At 70.0% G+C, this 15,931-nt stretch carries 10 protein-coding genes; 5 read left to right on the top strand and 5 right to left on the bottom strand.

The genetic code is table 11. The features are described from left to right. Positions 1-61 precede the first annotated feature (61 nt). Positions 62-814: a response regulator gene (locus tag ACGFWI_RS20580; RefSeq protein ID WP_393907399.1), complete on the top strand. Its 753-nt coding sequence runs from the start codon at positions 62-64 to the stop codon at positions 812-814. 112 nt (positions 815-926) lie between these two features. On the opposite strand, the gene ACGFWI_RS20575 is transcribed toward ACGFWI_RS20580, so the two are convergent. Further along, a complete protein-coding gene (locus tag ACGFWI_RS20575; protein ID WP_393907398.1) occupies positions 927-2,156 on the bottom strand; it encodes a winged helix-turn-helix domain-containing protein in 1,230 nt (409 codons plus the stop codon). Between the two features lie 170 nt (positions 2,157-2,326). Further along, positions 2,327-2,950, bottom strand: a complete 624-nt coding sequence (locus ACGFWI_RS20570; RefSeq protein WP_393907397.1) for a GNAT family N-acetyltransferase — start codon at positions 2,948-2,950, stop codon at positions 2,327-2,329. Between the two features lie 253 nt (positions 2,951-3,203). Between ACGFWI_RS20570 and secA the strand changes: the two genes are divergently transcribed. Then, the gene (secA, locus tag ACGFWI_RS20565; protein ID WP_393907396.1) at positions 3,204-6,026 is read left to right on the top strand and encodes a preprotein translocase subunit SecA; all 2,823 of its coding nucleotides are present in this window, start codon (positions 3,204-3,206) and stop codon (positions 6,024-6,026) included. A gap of 97 nt (positions 6,027-6,123) precedes the next feature. On the opposite strand, the gene ACGFWI_RS20560 is transcribed toward secA, so the two are convergent. After that, a complete protein-coding gene (locus ACGFWI_RS20560) occupies positions 6,124-6,990 on the bottom strand; it encodes an Rv3235 family protein (protein WP_393907395.1) in 867 nt (288 codons plus the stop codon). A 297-nt stretch (positions 6,991-7,287) separates the two neighbouring features. Here ACGFWI_RS20560 and ACGFWI_RS20555 point away from each other — a divergent pair, with 297 nt between their 5' ends. The 3 genes from ACGFWI_RS20555 to ACGFWI_RS20545 all read left to right on the top strand — a co-directional run bounded on the left by ACGFWI_RS20555 (position 7,288) and on the right by ACGFWI_RS20545 (position 13,976). Continuing rightward, entirely contained in the window at positions 7,288-7,794 is a 507-nt protein-coding gene (locus ACGFWI_RS20555; RefSeq protein WP_393907394.1) for a DUF6912 family protein, read from the top strand. 94 nt (positions 7,795-7,888) lie between these two features. Next, positions 7,889-8,551 carry an HAD family hydrolase gene (locus ACGFWI_RS20550; RefSeq protein WP_393907415.1) on the top strand — a complete coding sequence of 221 codons (663 nt, stop codon included), beginning with the start codon at positions 7,889-7,891 and terminating at the stop codon, positions 8,549-8,551. 463 nt (positions 8,552-9,014) lie between these two features. Continuing rightward, a complete protein-coding gene (locus ACGFWI_RS20545; protein WP_393907393.1) occupies positions 9,015-13,976 on the top strand; it encodes an NAD-glutamate dehydrogenase in 4,962 nt (1,653 codons plus the stop codon). A gap of 105 nt (positions 13,977-14,081) precedes the next feature. Here ACGFWI_RS20545 and ACGFWI_RS20540 read toward each other — a convergent pair whose 3' ends face one another. Together ACGFWI_RS20540 and ACGFWI_RS20535 are read right to left on the bottom strand one after the other, a co-directional pair. Then, complete coding sequence (locus ACGFWI_RS20540) at positions 14,082-14,879, bottom strand: ABC transporter ATP-binding protein (RefSeq protein ID WP_393907392.1); 798 nt, start codon at positions 14,877-14,879, stop codon at positions 14,082-14,084. After that, entirely contained in the window at positions 14,872-15,807 is a 936-nt protein-coding gene (locus ACGFWI_RS20535; RefSeq protein WP_393907391.1) for an ABC transporter permease, read from the bottom strand. Before ACGFWI_RS20535 ends, ACGFWI_RS20540 begins: the two co-directional genes overlap by 8 nt. Between the last annotated feature and the right edge of the window lie 124 nt (positions 15,808-15,931).

Here is a 15,931-nt window from a genome sequence, read left to right as displayed (position 1 = left end):
TGTCAACCAGCCTTATTTCCAAGCTCTGGCCTCACGGCCGAGTAGTTGACGGGGAGGACCAATGGGGGACAGTTTCGGGCCCGTGCGCGAAGCCGCGGACGACGACCACAGCGGTGGCGGGGGTGACGACGGGGCCGTAAGCGTGCCGCGCAAGGAGCCGATCCGGGTCCTGGTCGTGGACGACCACGCGCTTTTCCGGCGGGGTCTGGAGATCGTTCTGGCCCAGGAAGAGGACATCCAGGTCGTCGGCGAGGCGGGGGACGGTGCGGAGGCGGTCGACAAGGCCGCGGATCTGCTGCCCGACATCGTGCTGATGGACGTACGGATGCCCAAGCGCGGCGGTATCGAGGCGTGCACCTCCATCAAGGAGGTGGCCCCCAGCGCAAAGATCATCATGCTGACGATCAGCGACGAAGAGGCCGACCTCTACGACGCGATCAAGGCCGGCGCCACCGGTTACCTCCTCAAGGAGATCTCCACCGACGAGGTGGCGACCGCGATCCGCGCCGTGGCGGACGGCCAGTCGCAGATCAGCCCGTCGATGGCCTCCAAGCTCCTGACGGAGTTCAAGTCGATGATCCAGCGTACGGACGAGCGCAGGCTGGTGCCCGCGCCCCGGCTCACCGACCGTGAGCTGGAGGTCCTCAAGCTGGTCGCCACGGGCATGAACAACCGCGATATCGCCAAGGAACTCTTCATCTCCGAGAACACGGTGAAGAACCACGTTCGCAACATCCTGGAGAAGCTGCAGCTGCACTCCCGGATGGAAGCGGTGGTGTACGCGATGCGGGAGAAGATCCTCGAGATCCGGTGAGCGGCTCGGCCGTGGCCGCCAGCGGCCCGGTGAACGACCCGGTGGGTGAAGTCCCGGTGCGCCGGGTGACCGGGGGCCGGGCGAGCCCCCGGAGCCGTCGACCGGCGGCCGCCTACTGGTCGCTCGTGCGGGTGAGTTCTGTGCGCAGGGCCGTGGCCAGCTTCTGGTCGTCGCAGCGCTCCACGCGTACGGCATCGCAGCCGACCCAGGTCGCGGCTTCCCGAAGCGCCTGAGCCATCGGGGCGACGGCCGGGGAGCCCTGCATCGAGACCTGGCGGGCGATGAGGGTGGTGCCCTCGCGGGCCGGGTCCACCCGGCCGACCAGCTGACCGCCGGCCAGCAGCGGCATCGCGAAATACCCGTGGATCCGCCTGGGGCGGGGGACATACGCCTCCAGCCGGTGCGTGAAGCCGAAAATACGCTCCGTGCGTGGCCGGTCCCAGATCAGGGAGTCGAAGGGCGAGAGCAGGGTGGTGCGGTGCCGGCCGCGGGGTGGGGCGGCCAGCGCGGCGGGGTCGGCCCAGGCGCGCTTTCCCCAGCCCTCGACCTCGACCGGGACCAGTCCGGAGTCCGCGATCACGGCATCGACCTGCTCGGCCTTCAGACGGTGGTAGTCCGCCAGGTCGGCGCGGGTGGCCACACCCATGGCGGCTCCGGCCTGCGAGACCAGACGGCGCAGGCACTCGGCGTCGGTCAGATCGTCGTGGAGCAGAGCGTCCGGGACGGCGCGCTCGGCGAGGTCGTACACACGTTTCCAGGCGCGGCGTTCCGTACAGACCACCTCGCCGGTGTCCAGCAGCCACTCCACCGCGATCTTGGTCTCGGACCAGTCCCACCACTCCCCGCCGTTCCGCCCGCCGCCCAGCTCCGAGGTGGTCAGCGGGCCGTCGGCCTTCAGGCGGTCCAGGACGGCGGCACAGGAGCGCTCGGAGTCCTCCATGACGTGCCAGCGGTGGCCCTTGGCGCGACGGGCGCGACGGCGGAAGGCGAAGTGCGGCCACTCCTCGATGGGCAGGATGCAGGCGGCGTGCGACCAGTATTCGAAGCTGTGGGGTCGTGCCGCGGGCGCGCCGGAAGGGGCCGTGGTCCAGTAGGCGGCCTCGACGGCGGTGCGGCCGACGGCGCCGAGCCGGGCGTACGGCACCAGCTCATGGGAGCGGGCCAGCACCGAGATCGTGTCCAGCTGCACCGCACCCAGATGCCGCAGCACCCCGCGGACACCCGCCCGGCGGTCCGGGGCACCCAGCAGCCCCTGGGCCCGCAGCGCAATGCGCCGGGCATCGTCGCGGGACAGGGCGGCCACAGGCTGTGGCAGGGGCGGTGGCTGCGGCACGGCGGTCATGCGGCACAGCGTAGGGGCGGGCACTGACAACGGACCCGGGCACGGGAATTGCTGCTGGTGGCGACGGTGCCCGGTCCTGCCGGAGCGGGCACCGTCATGGGCATGGCGGGCTGCGCGGGCCGCTCCTCGCAGCGGTCGGCCGGCCGGCGCAGGGCAGTTACAGCCGGTGTTCAGCCGGGGTAGGGCAGGTACGGCGTCGCGTCCGGGCGGTGGGTGCCGGTGGAACCGGACGGTGCGGGCTCCTGGGGCAGGTCGGACGGGAGCAGGGAGCCGATCCAGACGTCCCGGCGGGTGCCCTCGTGGATCCCCTTGGCGCGCAGGGTGCCCTCCATATGGAAGCCGAGCTTGCGGGCCACCGCCCGGGAGCCTTCGTTTCCGGCCTCCGCGAGCCACTCCATGCGCTCCACCCCCAGGTCACGGAAGGCCCAGCGCACCACGGCGCGGGCCGCCTCGACGGTGTAGCCCCGGCCGCGGTGCTCCTTGGCGGTCCAGTAGCCCAGCTCGGCCTGCCGCTCGGGGGTGTGCAGCCGCGCGAGGCGGACCAGGCCCAACGCACCCACCAGGGAGCCGTCCGCCCGGGAGACGACGGCGAAGTTGTACGTGGTGTCGTCGCGCCAGCCCTCGGGGACGACCGTGCCGACGAAATGCTCCGCATCCTCGACGCCGTAAGGTGAGGGGACGCTCGTCCAGCGTGGAATATCGGGCTCCTGGCACGCGGTATGCACCGCGGGCGCATCGGAGGGCTCGAAGGGACGCAGGACAAGGCGCTCGGTGGCGAGGGTGACGGGCTTCATGGCGTGAGTCTGCAAGGTTGCGGAAAGCATGGCGAAGGGTTTTCCGCGGTGATTCCCGGCGCCTGTCCGGCACCTTCTCGCGGCGTCGGGCGTTCACGCTGAGGAGGGGACAGCGGGGTTCGCTGCGGCGGACCTCCCGGCCAGGCAGCGTCCTCCTTTACGATGGCCGTTGCGGCGGGGCCTGCCCCCTTGGAAAGATGCCGCGCCCGCGCACTCGACCGTGCAGGCCCAACCGGCAAGGAGACCAGCCCAAGTGTCCGTCTTGACGAAGATCATGCGTGCAGGCGAAGGAAAGATCCTGCGCAAACTGCACCGCATCGCGGGCCAGGTCAACTCCATCGAGGAGGATTTCGCAGCTCTCTCCGACGCTGAGCTGCGGGCGCTCACGGATGAGTACAAAGAGCGCTACGCCGACGGCGAGAGCCTCGATGACCTGCTGCCCGAGGCGTTCGCCACGGTCCGTGAGGCCGCCCGGAGGGTGCTCGGCCAGCGCCCCTACGACGTCCAGCTGATGGGTGGCGCGGCCCTTCACCTGGGGTACGTCGCCGAGATGAAGACCGGTGAGGGCAAGACCCTGGTCGGTACCCTCCCGACGTACCTCAATGCGCTGTCCGGCGAGGGCGTCCACCTCATCACGGTCAACGACTACCTGGCCGAGCGCGACTCCGAGATGATGGGCCGCGTCCACAAGTTCCTGGGCCTGACGGTCGGTTGCATCCTCGCCGACATGACGCCGGCCCAGCGACGTGAGCAGTACAACTGCGACATCACGTACGGCACGAACAACGAGTTCGGCTTCGACTATCTGCGTGACAACATGGCCTGGTCGCAGGACGAACTCGTCCAGCGGGGCCATAACTTCGCGGTCGTCGACGAGGTCGACTCGATCCTCGTCGACGAGGCCCGTACGCCGCTGATCATCTCCGGCCCCGCGGACTCGGCCACCAAGTGGTACGGCGACTTCGCCAAGTTGGTGCGCCGTCTGAAGAGGGGCGAGACCGCCGACCCGCAGCGCGGTATCGAGGAGACCGGCGACTACGACGTCGACGAGAAGAAGCGCACCGTCGGCATCCACGAGTCCGGTGTCAGCAAGGTCGAGGACTGGCTGGGTATCGACAACCTGTACGAGTCGGTGAACACCCCGCTCGTCGGGTACCTCAACAACGCGATCAAGGCCAAGGAGCTCTTCAAGAACGACAAGGACTACGTCGTCATCGACGGCGAAGTCATGATCGTTGACGAGCACACCGGCCGTATCCTCGCCGGCCGGCGCTACAACGAGGGCATGCACCAGGCCATCGAGGCGAAGGAAGGGGTGGAGATCAAGGACGAGAACCAGACGCTCGCCACGATCACCCTGCAGAACTTCTTCCGCCTCTACGACAAGCTCTCCGGCATGACCGGTACGGCCATGACCGAGGCCGCCGAGTTCCACCAGATCTACAAGCTCGGCGTCGTCCCGATCCCGACGAACCGCCCGATGGTCCGTCTGGACCAGGCGGACCTGATCTACCGCACGGAGACCGCGAAGTTCGACGCGGTCGTCGAGGACATCGTCGAGAAGCACGGGAAGGGCCAGCCGATCCTGGTCGGCACCACCTCGGTCGAGAAGTCCGAGTACCTCTCCCAGCAGCTCAACAAGCGCGGTGTCGCCCATGAGGTGCTCAACGCCAAGCAGCACGACCGTGAGGCGCCGATCATCGCGCAGGCCGGCCGCAAGGGCGCCGTGACGGTCGCCACGAACATGGCCGGCCGTGGTACGGACATCAAGCTCGGCGGCAACCCCGACGACCTGGCCGAGGCGGAGCTGCGCCAGCGCGGCCTGGACCCGGTCGAGCACGTCGAGGAGTGGGCGGCCGCGCTGCCCGCCGCCCTGGAGCGCGCCGAGGCCGCGGTCATGGCGGAGTTCGAGGAGGTCAAGGAGCTCGGCGGGCTCTACGTCCTGGGCACCGAGCGGCATGAGTCGCGGCGGATCGACAACCAGCTGCGCGGTCGTTCCGGCCGTCAGGGCGACCCCGGTGAGTCGCGGTTCTACCTGTCCCTGGGTGACGACCTGATGCGGCTGTTCAAGGCGCAGATGGTCGAGCGGGTCATGGCGATGGCCAATGTGCCCGACGATGTGCCGATCGAGAACAAGATGGTGACCCGGGCGATCGCCTCCGCCCAGTCGCAGGTCGAGCAGCAGAACTTCGAGACGCGGAAGAACGTCCTGAAGTACGACGAGGTGCTCAACCGCCAGCGTGAGGTCATCTACGGCGAGCGCCGCCGCGTCCTGGAGGGCGAGGATCTGCAGGACCAGATCACGCACTTCATGGAGGACACCATCGACGCCTACATCCAGGCGGAGACGGTCGAGGGCTTCGCCGAGGAGTGGGACCTGGACCGGCTGTGGGGCGCGTTCAAGCAGCTCTACCCGGTCAAGGTGACGGTCGAGGAGCTGGAGGAGGAGGCCGGCGACCGCGCGGGCATCACCGCCGAGTTCATCGGCGACGCGATCAAGGACGACATCCACGAGCAGTACGCCGCCCGTGAGGAGCAGCTCGGCTCGGACATCATGCGGGAGCTGGAGCGCCGGGTCGTGCTGTCCGTCCTGGACCGCAAGTGGCGTGAGCACCTCTACGAGATGGACTACCTCCAGGAGGGCATCGGCCTGCGGGCGATGGCCCAGAAGGACCCGCTGGTCGAGTACCAGCGCGAGGGCTTCGACATGTTCACCGCGATGATGGAGGGCATCAAGGAGGAGTCCGTCGGCTACCTGTTCAACCTGGAGGTCCAGGTCGAGCAGCAGGTCGAGGAGGTCCCGGTGCAGGAAGCGGCGGAGCCGACCTCGCTCGAAAAGGACGTGGTGCCCGCAGGCGGGGGTCGCCCGGAGATCCACGCCAAGGGCCTGGAGGCGCCGCAGCGGCCGGACCGGCTGCACTTCTCCGCTCCCAAGGTGGACGGCGACGGAAGCGTCGTCGAGGGCGACTTCATCAGCGACGAGGAGGCCGGCCCGGCCCGTTCCGAGGCGGACGGTCTGACCCGCGCCGAGCGGCGCAAGGCCCAGAAGAGCGCCGGGCGTCGCCGTAAGAAGTGAGCAGTGAGCGGTGAGGCGGCCCGGGTAAGGGCTGCCGGACCGCGTAGCGAGGGGCGCCCCGGCCGGAGAACGGCCGGGGCGCCTTTGCGTCGGCAGGTCACGAGACCGGGCCCCGGCCGGCCGGGACCGGGCCGATGTCGAGGGCGGCGCAGCGCCACCGGGAATCGGCGCCCAGCTCCAGCCGGAAGGCCAGGGCTCGCAGCCGTCCGTCCGCCGCGATCCGGGCAAAGGCCTCGATGACGCCGCGGCGCGGCCGGCACAGTCCGCAGTCGCGCACGGTGGGGGCGGTTCCGCGCCGGCCGGTGACCGTGACCGGCCGCAGCGGCGCCTGCGGGGCGAGCTCCGCCAGCCGGTCGTACGCGGCGGGCAGCGCATGCCCCAGCAGGGCGTGTACGGGGCGCTGCCCGCTGAGCGCGAGCACCAGCTGATGGGCGAACCAGTGATGCGGCCGGCTCTCGTGCGCCCGGCGCTGCGCCCCGACGGTCGGCAGGGGGACACCGGCCGCGTTGACGGGTGTGGCCGCGGTGGCGGTGCCGGTCGGCCGGCCGGCGGCGGTCCGCGCCGCGGGGCGAGCGGGGCGTGCGGCGGTACGGGTGGGGCCGCGACCGGCGGAGCCGGGGCCTCGACCTCCCGGACCGGGGCCGCGACCTCCCGGACCGGTGCCCCGGCCGGACGGGCCGGGGCCGCTCCCGGCGGGACCGAGGGGGCGGCGGCCGGCGGGGGAGCGACGGGGCCGGGAGGCGGTGGGGGCCGTTCCCGGTGTGCCGGTGGGGCGCGTGCCGGGGCCGTGGTCGTCCGCGGTGGCGGCGGACGGAGCGGGGGCGGTGGGCCGCTCGGTGCGCTCGTCGGCGTCGGGTGTGGGGGTGCGCGTGACGTGCTCGTCGGCGGCGGGTGCGGTGGGTTGTGTGGTGTGCCCGATGGCGGCGGGTGTGGTGTGCGCCGTGGTGCTGTGCGTGCCGGTCATGCTGGTGATCGCCCCCGTGGTGCCGGGCCCGTGAATTACTGGGCGGTAGCTTTCTTGGTGGGGAACTTCGTATCGGCGCGATCGGGGCGGCAGCAAGGCGCGAGCGGGGCGGGACGAAGGGTGCGAAGAGTTCACCCGTCCGTGTCGCGGGCTTGGGGTGAGGCCTTGGGAGCGGGGTGGGGGACGGGCTCCGGGCGGGCGGCACGGGGGGTGCGGGGGCGGCACGATGGGGGACTCGCGCCCGTATGCTGGCTGGACAATCTTCGGAGTCGAGCGAATCGAGCGGAAGCGGCTGCCATGCGCGTCTATGTCCCCCTGACCCTTTCCGGTCTCGCAGAGGCGCACAAGAACGGTGAGCTGGGCTCCGGCCCCTTGGACGCGTACGCCGTCACGCCCGCGCTGCGCGAGTGGTACGTCTCGGACGACATCGAGGAGCTGGAGTACGCCGCGTTGAACCGTGCCGCGCAGGCCTCGCTGCGGCAGCTGGCCGGGCACCCGGACGTCGCGCGGCGGCGGGTGGTGGTGGCCGTGGACGTGGCGGACGGCGCGGCGGTGGCGGATCCGGACCGGGGGCTCGACCAGTCGGCGCTGGGCGAGGTCCGTCTCGCCGGGCCGGTGCCGTTGTCGAAGGCCGCGGCGGTGCATGTGGATGCCGCGGACGCGGAGGCGGACATCGCGGCGGCCGCGGCGGCACTCGGTGCGGCGGACCAGGGCGATGACGATGCGCAGTTCACGGTGGACGGCGCGGAGGACCACGACCTGATGTGGTTCGGGGTGCAGGAGATCCCGCATCTGATCGGGTGAGGGTCGGGTTGTCCGCGGATCCGGTGGCGTTGTCAGTGGCTGCGGGTATTTTTTCTTCATGGGGAAGCGCACGGGGAACGACGTGGGGGACCACATGGGGAAGCACGCGACACATATCGTCTGGGACTGGAACGGCACCCTGTTCCATGACATCGACGCCGTCATCGGGGCGACGAACTCCGCCTTCGCGGAGATCGGCCTGGAGCCGATCACCCTGGAGACGTACCGGGACCTGTACTGCGTCCCCGTGCCGCGGTTCTACGAGCGGCTGATGGGACGGCTGCCGACGGACGCCGAGTGGCTGGTGATGGACGAGGCGTTCCACCGCCACTACAGCACGCATCGCTTGGGCTGTGAGCTTGCCGAGGGCGTGGATCTGCTCCTTGAGGGGTGGCAGGCGGCCGGCCGCAGCCAGTCGATCCTGAGCATGTACGGGCACGACGAGCTGCTGCCGATCGTGCGCGACTTCGGGATCGAGTCGCGGTTCGTACGGGTGGACGGCAGGACCGGTCCGTCCGGAGGCACCAAGAGCGCGCATATGGTGCGGCACCTGGCGGCGATGGAGAGCGTGGATCCGGGGCGGACGGTCGTGATCGGGGACGCCGTGGACGACGCCCTGGCCGCGCGGGACGCCGGCGCGTATGCGGTGCTCTACACGGGCGGATCGCACAGCCGGGGGAGCCTGGAGGTCGCCGGGGTGCCGGTGGTGGACACGCTCGCCCAGGCGGTCGAGCTGGCGGGCGACATAGCCCTCTAGGCCGTGCCTAGGGGCCGCTGTGCGCGCACCGGGCGGGCTTCCCCGTGCGCTGCTCCCCGGCGGGCCTGCCGGGCCTCCGGGCGCCACGTCACCACGCACACTCCGTCCCGGCATGCCGTTGTCCAGAAGGTCTAAGTTCGAGCCGGGGATTTGTACGCACACGGCCCATGACGGCACCCGTGTGGGGAGCGATAGCCTTGCACCGTGATCAGCGCGATAACCCGCGGGGGCATCGAGGCCCCTGCCGTGCGCCCGGGGCACCACCGTGACCGGGCGGTCGCTGGTCTTTGCGGCCAACATTCCCTGTCGACTTTGTCAAAAACTGTCGATAACGGCACGGCCCTCTCTCATCGCGGCATAGCGTCGACAGCGACGGGACACCCCGCGTCGCGGCGGCGTTGTGCGGCTTCCATCACGTTCTTCCACAACGTCACGCAACGGCGCGCGACAGGAGCCAGAGGACATGCAGACCAAGCTGGACGAAGCCAAAACCGAGCTGCTCGCCAGGGCCGCCCGGGTCGTAGAGAGCAGCCCGGCCGGGGGTAAGCACCCGGTACGGGGGCTCGACCCGGACACCCTTGCGGGATACCTCCAGCGCTACTACCTGCACACCGCGCCCGAGGACCTCACCAACCGTGACCCGGTCGATGTCTTCGGCGCCGCACTCTCCCACTACCGCCTCGCGGAGATGCGTCCTCAGGGCACCGCGAACGTCCGGGTGCACACCCCGACCGTCGAGGAGAACGGCTGGACCTGCACCCACTCCGTCGTCGAGGTCGTCACCGACGACATGCCGTTCCTGGTCGACTCGGTCACCAATGAGCTCTCCCGGCAGGGGCGCGGCATCCATGTCGTGATCCACCCGCAGGTGATCGTCCGCCGTGATGTCACCGGCAAGCTCATCGAGGTCTTCGACTCCACCTGCGACGCGCACGGCAGGAGCGGCCGGGGCAAGGGCGCGAAGCTGCCGCACGACGCGGTGACCGAGTCCTGGATCCATGTCGAGATGGACCGTGAGACCGACCGCGAGGACCTCAAGCAGATCACCGCGGATCTGCTGCGGGTGCTGTCCGACGTCCGCGAGGCCGTCGAGGACTGGGAGAAGATGCGCGCCGCCGCCGGCCGTATCGCCGATGAGCTGCCCGCCGAGCCGATCGCCGACGATCTGCGCGACGAGGACATCGAGGAGGCCCAGGAACTGCTGCGGTGGCTGTCCGCTGACCACTTCACCTTCCTCGGCTACCGCGAGTACGAGCTGGCCTCGGTGCCCGGTGAGGGAGGCGTCGACGAGGACGTGCTGACCGCCGTGCCCGGCACGGGCCTGGGCATCCTGCGCGCCGACCCGCCGCACCACGAGAGCGCCGACGGCCACCCCGTCTCGCCGTCCTTCAACCGGCTGCCCGCGGACGCCCGCGCCAAGGCCCGTGAGCACAAGCTGCTCATCCTGACCAAGGCCAACAGCCGCGCCACCGTCCACCGCCCCTCCTACCTCGACTACGTCGGCGTCAAGAAGTTCGACGCCAAGGGCAATGTCACCGGTGAGCGGCGCTTCCTGGGCCTGTTCTCGTCGGCCGCGTACACCGAGTCCGTGCGCCGGGTGCCGGTCATCCGCCGCAAGGTCGCCGAGGTCCTGGAGGGCGCCGGGTTCAGCCCCGACAGCCACGACGGCCGCGACCTGCTGCAGATCCTGGAGACCTACCCCCGCGACGAGCTGTTCCAGACGCCCGTCGACGAGCTGCGGTCCATCGCCACCAGCGTCCTCTACCTGCAAGAACGCCGCCGGCTGCGGCTCTACCTCCGCCAGGACGAGTACGGCCGCTACTACTCCGCGCTGGTCTACCTCCCGCGCGACCGCTACACCACCGGTGTGCGGCTGCGCCTGATCGACATCCTCAAGGAGGAACTCGGCGGCACCAGCGTCGACTTCACCGCCTGGAACACCGAGTCGATCCTCTCCCGGCTGCACTTCGTCATCCGTGTCGAGCCCGGCGCCAGCCTGCCCGAGCTCACCGACGTCGATGTGGACCGCCTCGAAAGCCGGCTGGTGGAGGCCGCCCGCTCCTGGGCCGACGGCTTCGGCGAGGCGCTGACCGCCGAGGTCGGTGAGGAGCGCGCCGCCGAGCTGCTGCGCCGCTACGGCCACGCCTTCCCCGAGGGCTACAAGGCCGACAACAGCCCGCGCAGCGCCGTCGCCGACCTCCAGCATCTGGAGAAGCTCACCGGCGAGCCCGGCCACGACTTCTCCGTCAGCCTCTACGAGCCGGTCGGCGCGGGCCCCGGCGAGCGCCGCTTCAAGATCTACCGCAGGGGCGAGCCGGTCTCGCTGTCGCGGGTGCTGCCCGGCCTGAACCGCCTGGGCGTCGAGGTCGTCGACGAGCGCCCGCACGAGCTGCGCTGCGCCGACTCCACCATCGCCTGGGTCTACGACTTCGGGCTGCGGATGCCGGAGCACATCAAGGGTGACGACGCCCGCGAGCGCTTCCAGGACGCCTTCACGGCGGTGTGGACCGGCGCGGCCGAGAGCGACAACTTCAACACGCTGGTGCTGCGGGCGGGCCTCAACTGGCGCCAGGCGATGGTCCTGCGGGCCTACGCCAAGTACCTGCGGCAGGCCGGTTCGACCTTCAGCCAGACGTACATGGAGGACACCCTCTCCAACAACGTCCACACCACCCGGCTGCTGGTCTCCCTCTTCGAGGCGCGGATGTCCCCCGGCCGGCAGCGCGCCGGCACGGAGCTGACGGACGGGCTGCTGGAGGAGCTGGACGGCGCGCTCGACCAGGTCGCCTCCCTGGACGAGGACCGGATCCTGCGGTCCTTCCTCACCGTCATCAAGGCGACGCTGCGCACCAACCACTACCAGACGGACAGCCAGGGCCGGCCGCACGCCTACCTGTCCATGAAGCTGGACCCGCAGGCGATCCCCGACCTGCCGGCGCCCCGCCCGGCGTACGAGATCTGGGTGTACTCGCCCAAGGTCGAGGGCGTCCACCTGCGGTTCGGCAAGGTCGCGCGCGGTGGTCTGCGCTGGTCGGACCGCCGGGAGGACTTCCGTACGGAGATCCTGGGCCTGGTCAAGGCGCAGATGGTCAAGAACACCGTCATCGTGCCGGTCGGCGCCAAGGGCGGCTTCGTCGGCAAGCAGCTGCCGGACCCGTCGCAGGACCGCGACGCCTGGCTGGCCGAGGGCATCGCCTGCTACAAGACCTTCATCTCCGGTCTGCTGGACATCACCGACAACCTCGTCGGCGGCGAGGTCGTCCACCCGCAGAACGTCGTCCGTCACGACGAGGACGACACCTACCTGGTCGTCGCCGCCGACAAGGGCACCGCGACGTTCTCGGACATCGCCAACGAGGTCGCCGAGTCGTACGGCTTCTGGCTCGGTGACGCCTTCGCCTCCGGCGGCAGCGCCGGCTACGACCACAAGGGCATGGGCATCACCGCCCGCGGCGCCTGGGAGTCGGTCGAGCGGCACTTCCGCGAGCTGGACCACGACACCCAGACCGAGGACTTCACCGCGGTCGGCGTCGGCGACATGTCCGGCGACGTCTTCGGCAACGGCATGCTGCTCAGCGAGCACATCCGGCTGGTCGCCGCCTTCGACCACCGGCACATCTTCATCGACCCGAACCCGGACGCGGCGACCTCCTACGCCGAACGCCGCCGGCTCTTCGAGCTGCCCCGCTCCTCCTGGGCGGACTACAACACCGAGCTGCTCTCCCAGGGCGGTGGCATCCACCCCCGCTCGGCCAAGTCCATCCAGATCAACGCCCAGGTGCGGGCCGCCCTCGGCATCGATGCCGGGGTCAAGAAGATGACGCCCGCCGATCTGATGCGGGCCATCCTCAAGGCGCCGGTCGACCTGCTGTGGAACGGCGGCATCGGGACGTATGTGAAGTCCTCGGCGGAGTCCAACGCCGATGTGGGCGACAAGTCCAACGACGCCATCCGGGTCAACGGCGAGGACCTGCGGGTCAAGGTCGTCGGCGAGGGCGGCAACCTGGGCCTGACCCAGCTGGGCCGGATCGAGTTCGCCACGGCCGGCGGCAAGATCAACACCGATGCGATCGACAACAGCGCCGGTGTGGACACCTCCGACCACGAGGTGAACATCAAGATCCTGCTCAACTCCGTGGTGGCGGACGGCGATATGACGGTCAAGCAGCGCAACAAGCTGCTGGCCGAGATGACCGACGAGGTCGGCGCGCTGGTGCTGCGCAACAACTACGCGCAGAACACCGCACTGGCACTGGCCCTCGCCCAGTCCTCCAGCATGCTCAACGCCCAGCAGCGCTTCATGCGCCGCCTGGTGCGCGACGGTGATCTCGACCGGGCGCTGGAATTCCTGCCCACCGACCGGCAGATCCGTGAGCGGCTGAGCGCAGGCCGCGGACTGACCCAGCCCGAGACCGCGGTGCTCCTGGCGTACACCAAGATCACGGTCGCCGATGCGCTGATCCAGACCGGGCTGCCGGACGACGCGTACCTCCAGCGGCTGCTGCACGCCTACTTCCCCTCGGCGCTGCACGAGCGCTTCGCCGAGCAGGTCGACGGGCATGCGCTGCGCCGCGAGATCGTCACGACGGTGCTGGTCAACGACACCGTCAACACCGGCGGTACGAGCTTCCTGCACCGGATGCGGGAGGAGACCGGCGCCTCCCTCGAAGAGGTCGTGCGGGCTCACACCGCGGCCCGTGTGATCTTCGGGCTGAACCAGGTCTGGGACGACGTCGAGGCGCTCGACAATGTCGTCGCGGCCGATGTCCAGACCCGGATCCGGCTGCACTCGCGCCGGCTGGTCGAGCGCGGCACCCGCTGGCTGCTCAACAACCGCCCGCAGCCGCTGGAGCTGTCGGAAACCATCGACTTCTTCGCGGAGCGGGTCACCGGGGTCTGGAAGGAACTGCCGAATCTGCTGCAGGGCAGCGACCTGGAGTGGTTCCAGACGATCCTGGACGAGCTGACCGGCGCGGGCGTGCCCGAGCCGCTGGCCGTCCAGGTGTCCGGCTTCTCCTCGGTCTTCCCGGCGCTGGACATCGTCGCCGTCGCGGACCGGATCGGCAAGGAGCCGCTGGATGTCGCCGAGGCCTACTACGACCTGGGCGAGCGGCTGCGGATCAACCAGCTCCTCGACCGCATCCTGGAGCTGCCGCGCAACGACCGCTGGCAGTCGATGGCCCGCGCCTCGATCCGCGAGGACCTCTTCGCGGCCCATGCGGCGCTGACCTCGGATGTGCTGTCGGAGGGCAATGGCACCTCGACTCCGGAGCAGCGGTTCAAGGCCTGGGAGCAGGCCAACGCGGCGATCCTCAGCCGCGCGCGGGCCACGCTGGAGGAGATCTACGGGTCGGAGGGGTTCGATCTGGCGAACCTGTCCGTGGCCATGAGGACGATGCGTACGCTGCTGCGCACCCACAGCTGACCTGTCCGGTACGGCGGACGGCCCCGGAAGCTCAGGCTTCCGGGGCCGTCCCCGTTTCCGTGCGTGCGGCGCCGGCCCGGCTCTGCCGGTGCGTCCGCGGCGTTGCTAGCGGTGCTCCTCGTACGCCTTGACCACTTCGTCCGTCGGGCCGTCCATCAGCAGCTCGCCGTGCTCCAGCCACAGGGTCCGGTCGCAGGTGTCGCGGATCGAATTGTTGTTGTGGCTGACGAGGAAGACCGTGCCGGCTTCCTTGCGCAGTTCACGGATGCGGGCCTCGGAGCGCTTCTGGAAGCTGCGGTCGCCGGTGGCCAGCGCCTCGTCGATCATCAGCACGTCGTGGTCCTTGGCCGCGGCGATGGAGAACCGCAGCCGGGCCGCCATGCCGGAGGAGTAGGTGCGCATCGGCAGCGAGATGAAGTCGCCCTTCTCGTTGATGCCGGAGAAGTCGACGATGCCGTCGTAGCGCTCCCGCACCTGCTCGCGGCTCATGCCCATGGCCAGGCCGCCGAGGACGACGTTCTTCTCGCCGGTCAGGTCGTTCATCAGCGCCGCGTTCACGCCCAGCAGCGAGGGCTGGCCGTGGGTGTAGACCTTGCCGCGCTCGGCGGGCAGCAGGCCGGCGACGGCCTTGAGCAGCGTCGACTTGCCCGAACCGTTGGAGCCGATCAAGCCGATCGACTCGCCTCGGTAGGCGGTGAAGGAGACGCCCTTGACCGCGTGCACCTCGCGCACGCCCGTGGAGGGCTTGCGGCGCACGATGCGGTTCAGGGCGGCGGTGGCGCTGCCCCTGCCGGCGCCGGTGCCGTAGACCCGGTAGACGATGTGCAGATCGTCCGCGATCACCGTCGGGATGCGGGCCTCGGCGGCCTTCGCCGGCTCGATGCCGTTGCTCTGCTCAGCCACGTCCGTACCGCTCCTCAGCCTTCCAGAAGTACACAAAGCCGATGACACCGGCCAGCAGGGCCCAGCCGGCCGCGAACGCCCAGACGTGCGGCGGCAGTTGCTTCGAGGTGAAGCTGTCGATCAGCGCGAAGCGCATCAGGTCGATGTAGACCGCGGCGGGGTTGCCGTTCAGCAGCACCACCACGAACTGCGGGAGGTGCTTGCCCTGGAGGATCACGCTGATGCTGAACATCACGCCGGAGGCGTACATCCAGGTCCGCATGATGAAGGGCATCAGCTGCGCCAGGTCCGGGGTCTTCGACCCCAGCCGCGCCATGACCATCGCCAGGCCCGTGTTGAAGATGAACTGCAGCGTCAGCGCCGGCACGACCAGCAGCCACGACCAGGTCGGGACCTGCCCGAAGCACAGCAGGATGACCGCGAGCACGCCCATGGAGTACAGCAGCTGCTGGAGCTGTGCCAGGCAGAACGAGATCGGCAGGCAGGCGCGCGGGAAGTGCAGCGCCCGCACCAGGCCGAGATTGCCGGAGATCGCCCGCGTACCGGCCATCACCGAGTTCTGCAGGAAGGTGAAGACGAAGACGCCGGTCACCAGGAACGGGATGTAGTCCGGGACGCCCTTTCGCGTGCCGATCAGCACACCGAAGATCAAGTAGTACACGCCGGCGTTGAGCAGCGGGGTGATCACCTGCCAGAGCTGGCCGAGCTTGGCGGTGGTGTACATCGCGGTGAGCTTGGCACTGGCGAACGAGGCGATGAAGTGCCGCCGGTGCCACAGCTGGCGGGTGTACTCCGACAGCGAGGGGCGGGCCCCGCTCACCGTGAGGCCGTGGCGTTCGGCCAGCGCGTGCAGCTCGGGATCGGAGGCTGCGCCGGGGGCGGGCGCCGGGGTGGGCGTCGGGGCCGGGGGCGCGAGGGTCTGGGGCATGGAGGAGGCCGCTTTCGCTTGCGTACGGGGGCGGTGGAACGAGAACGGGGGCCTACGACGGAACGGGTCCGTATCGTCGCGACGCCGAGACTAAAGGGAGTTCACGTCGAAACGCAACCGTAGC

It is taken from the genome of Streptomyces sp. NPDC048434, from assembly GCF_043200375.1.
GTDB lineage: Bacteria > Actinomycetota > Actinomycetes > Streptomycetales > Streptomycetaceae > Streptomyces.
This window is presented reverse-complemented; position numbering and strand designations above follow the sequence as displayed.

What these genes read in the sequence shown, in the direction of transcription:
- ACGFWI_RS20580 (WP_393907399.1), top strand. Translation starts at nt 62, where the DNA reads ATGGGGGACAGTTTCGGGCCCGTGCGCGAAGCCGCGGACGACGACCAC.
- ACGFWI_RS20575 (WP_393907398.1), bottom strand. Translation starts at nt 2,156, where the DNA reads ATGACCGCCGTGCCGCAGCCACCGCCCCTGCCACAGCCTGTGGCCGCC.
- ACGFWI_RS20570 (WP_393907397.1), bottom strand. Translation starts at nt 2,950, where the DNA reads ATGAAGCCCGTCACCCTCGCCACCGAGCGCCTTGTCCTGCGTCCCTTC.
- ACGFWI_RS20560 (WP_393907395.1), bottom strand. Translation starts at nt 6,990, where the DNA reads ATGACCGGCACGCACAGCACCACGGCGCACACCACACCCGCCGCCATC.
- ACGFWI_RS20555 (WP_393907394.1), top strand. Translation starts at nt 7,288, where the DNA reads ATGCGCGTCTATGTCCCCCTGACCCTTTCCGGTCTCGCAGAGGCGCAC.
- ACGFWI_RS20550 (WP_393907415.1), top strand. Translation starts at nt 7,889, where the DNA reads ATGGGGAAGCACGCGACACATATCGTCTGGGACTGGAACGGCACCCTG.
- ACGFWI_RS20545 (WP_393907393.1), top strand. Translation starts at nt 9,015, where the DNA reads ATGCAGACCAAGCTGGACGAAGCCAAAACCGAGCTGCTCGCCAGGGCC.
- ACGFWI_RS20535 (WP_393907391.1), bottom strand. Translation starts at nt 15,807, where the DNA reads ATGCCCCAGACCCTCGCGCCCCCGGCCCCGACGCCCACCCCGGCGCCC.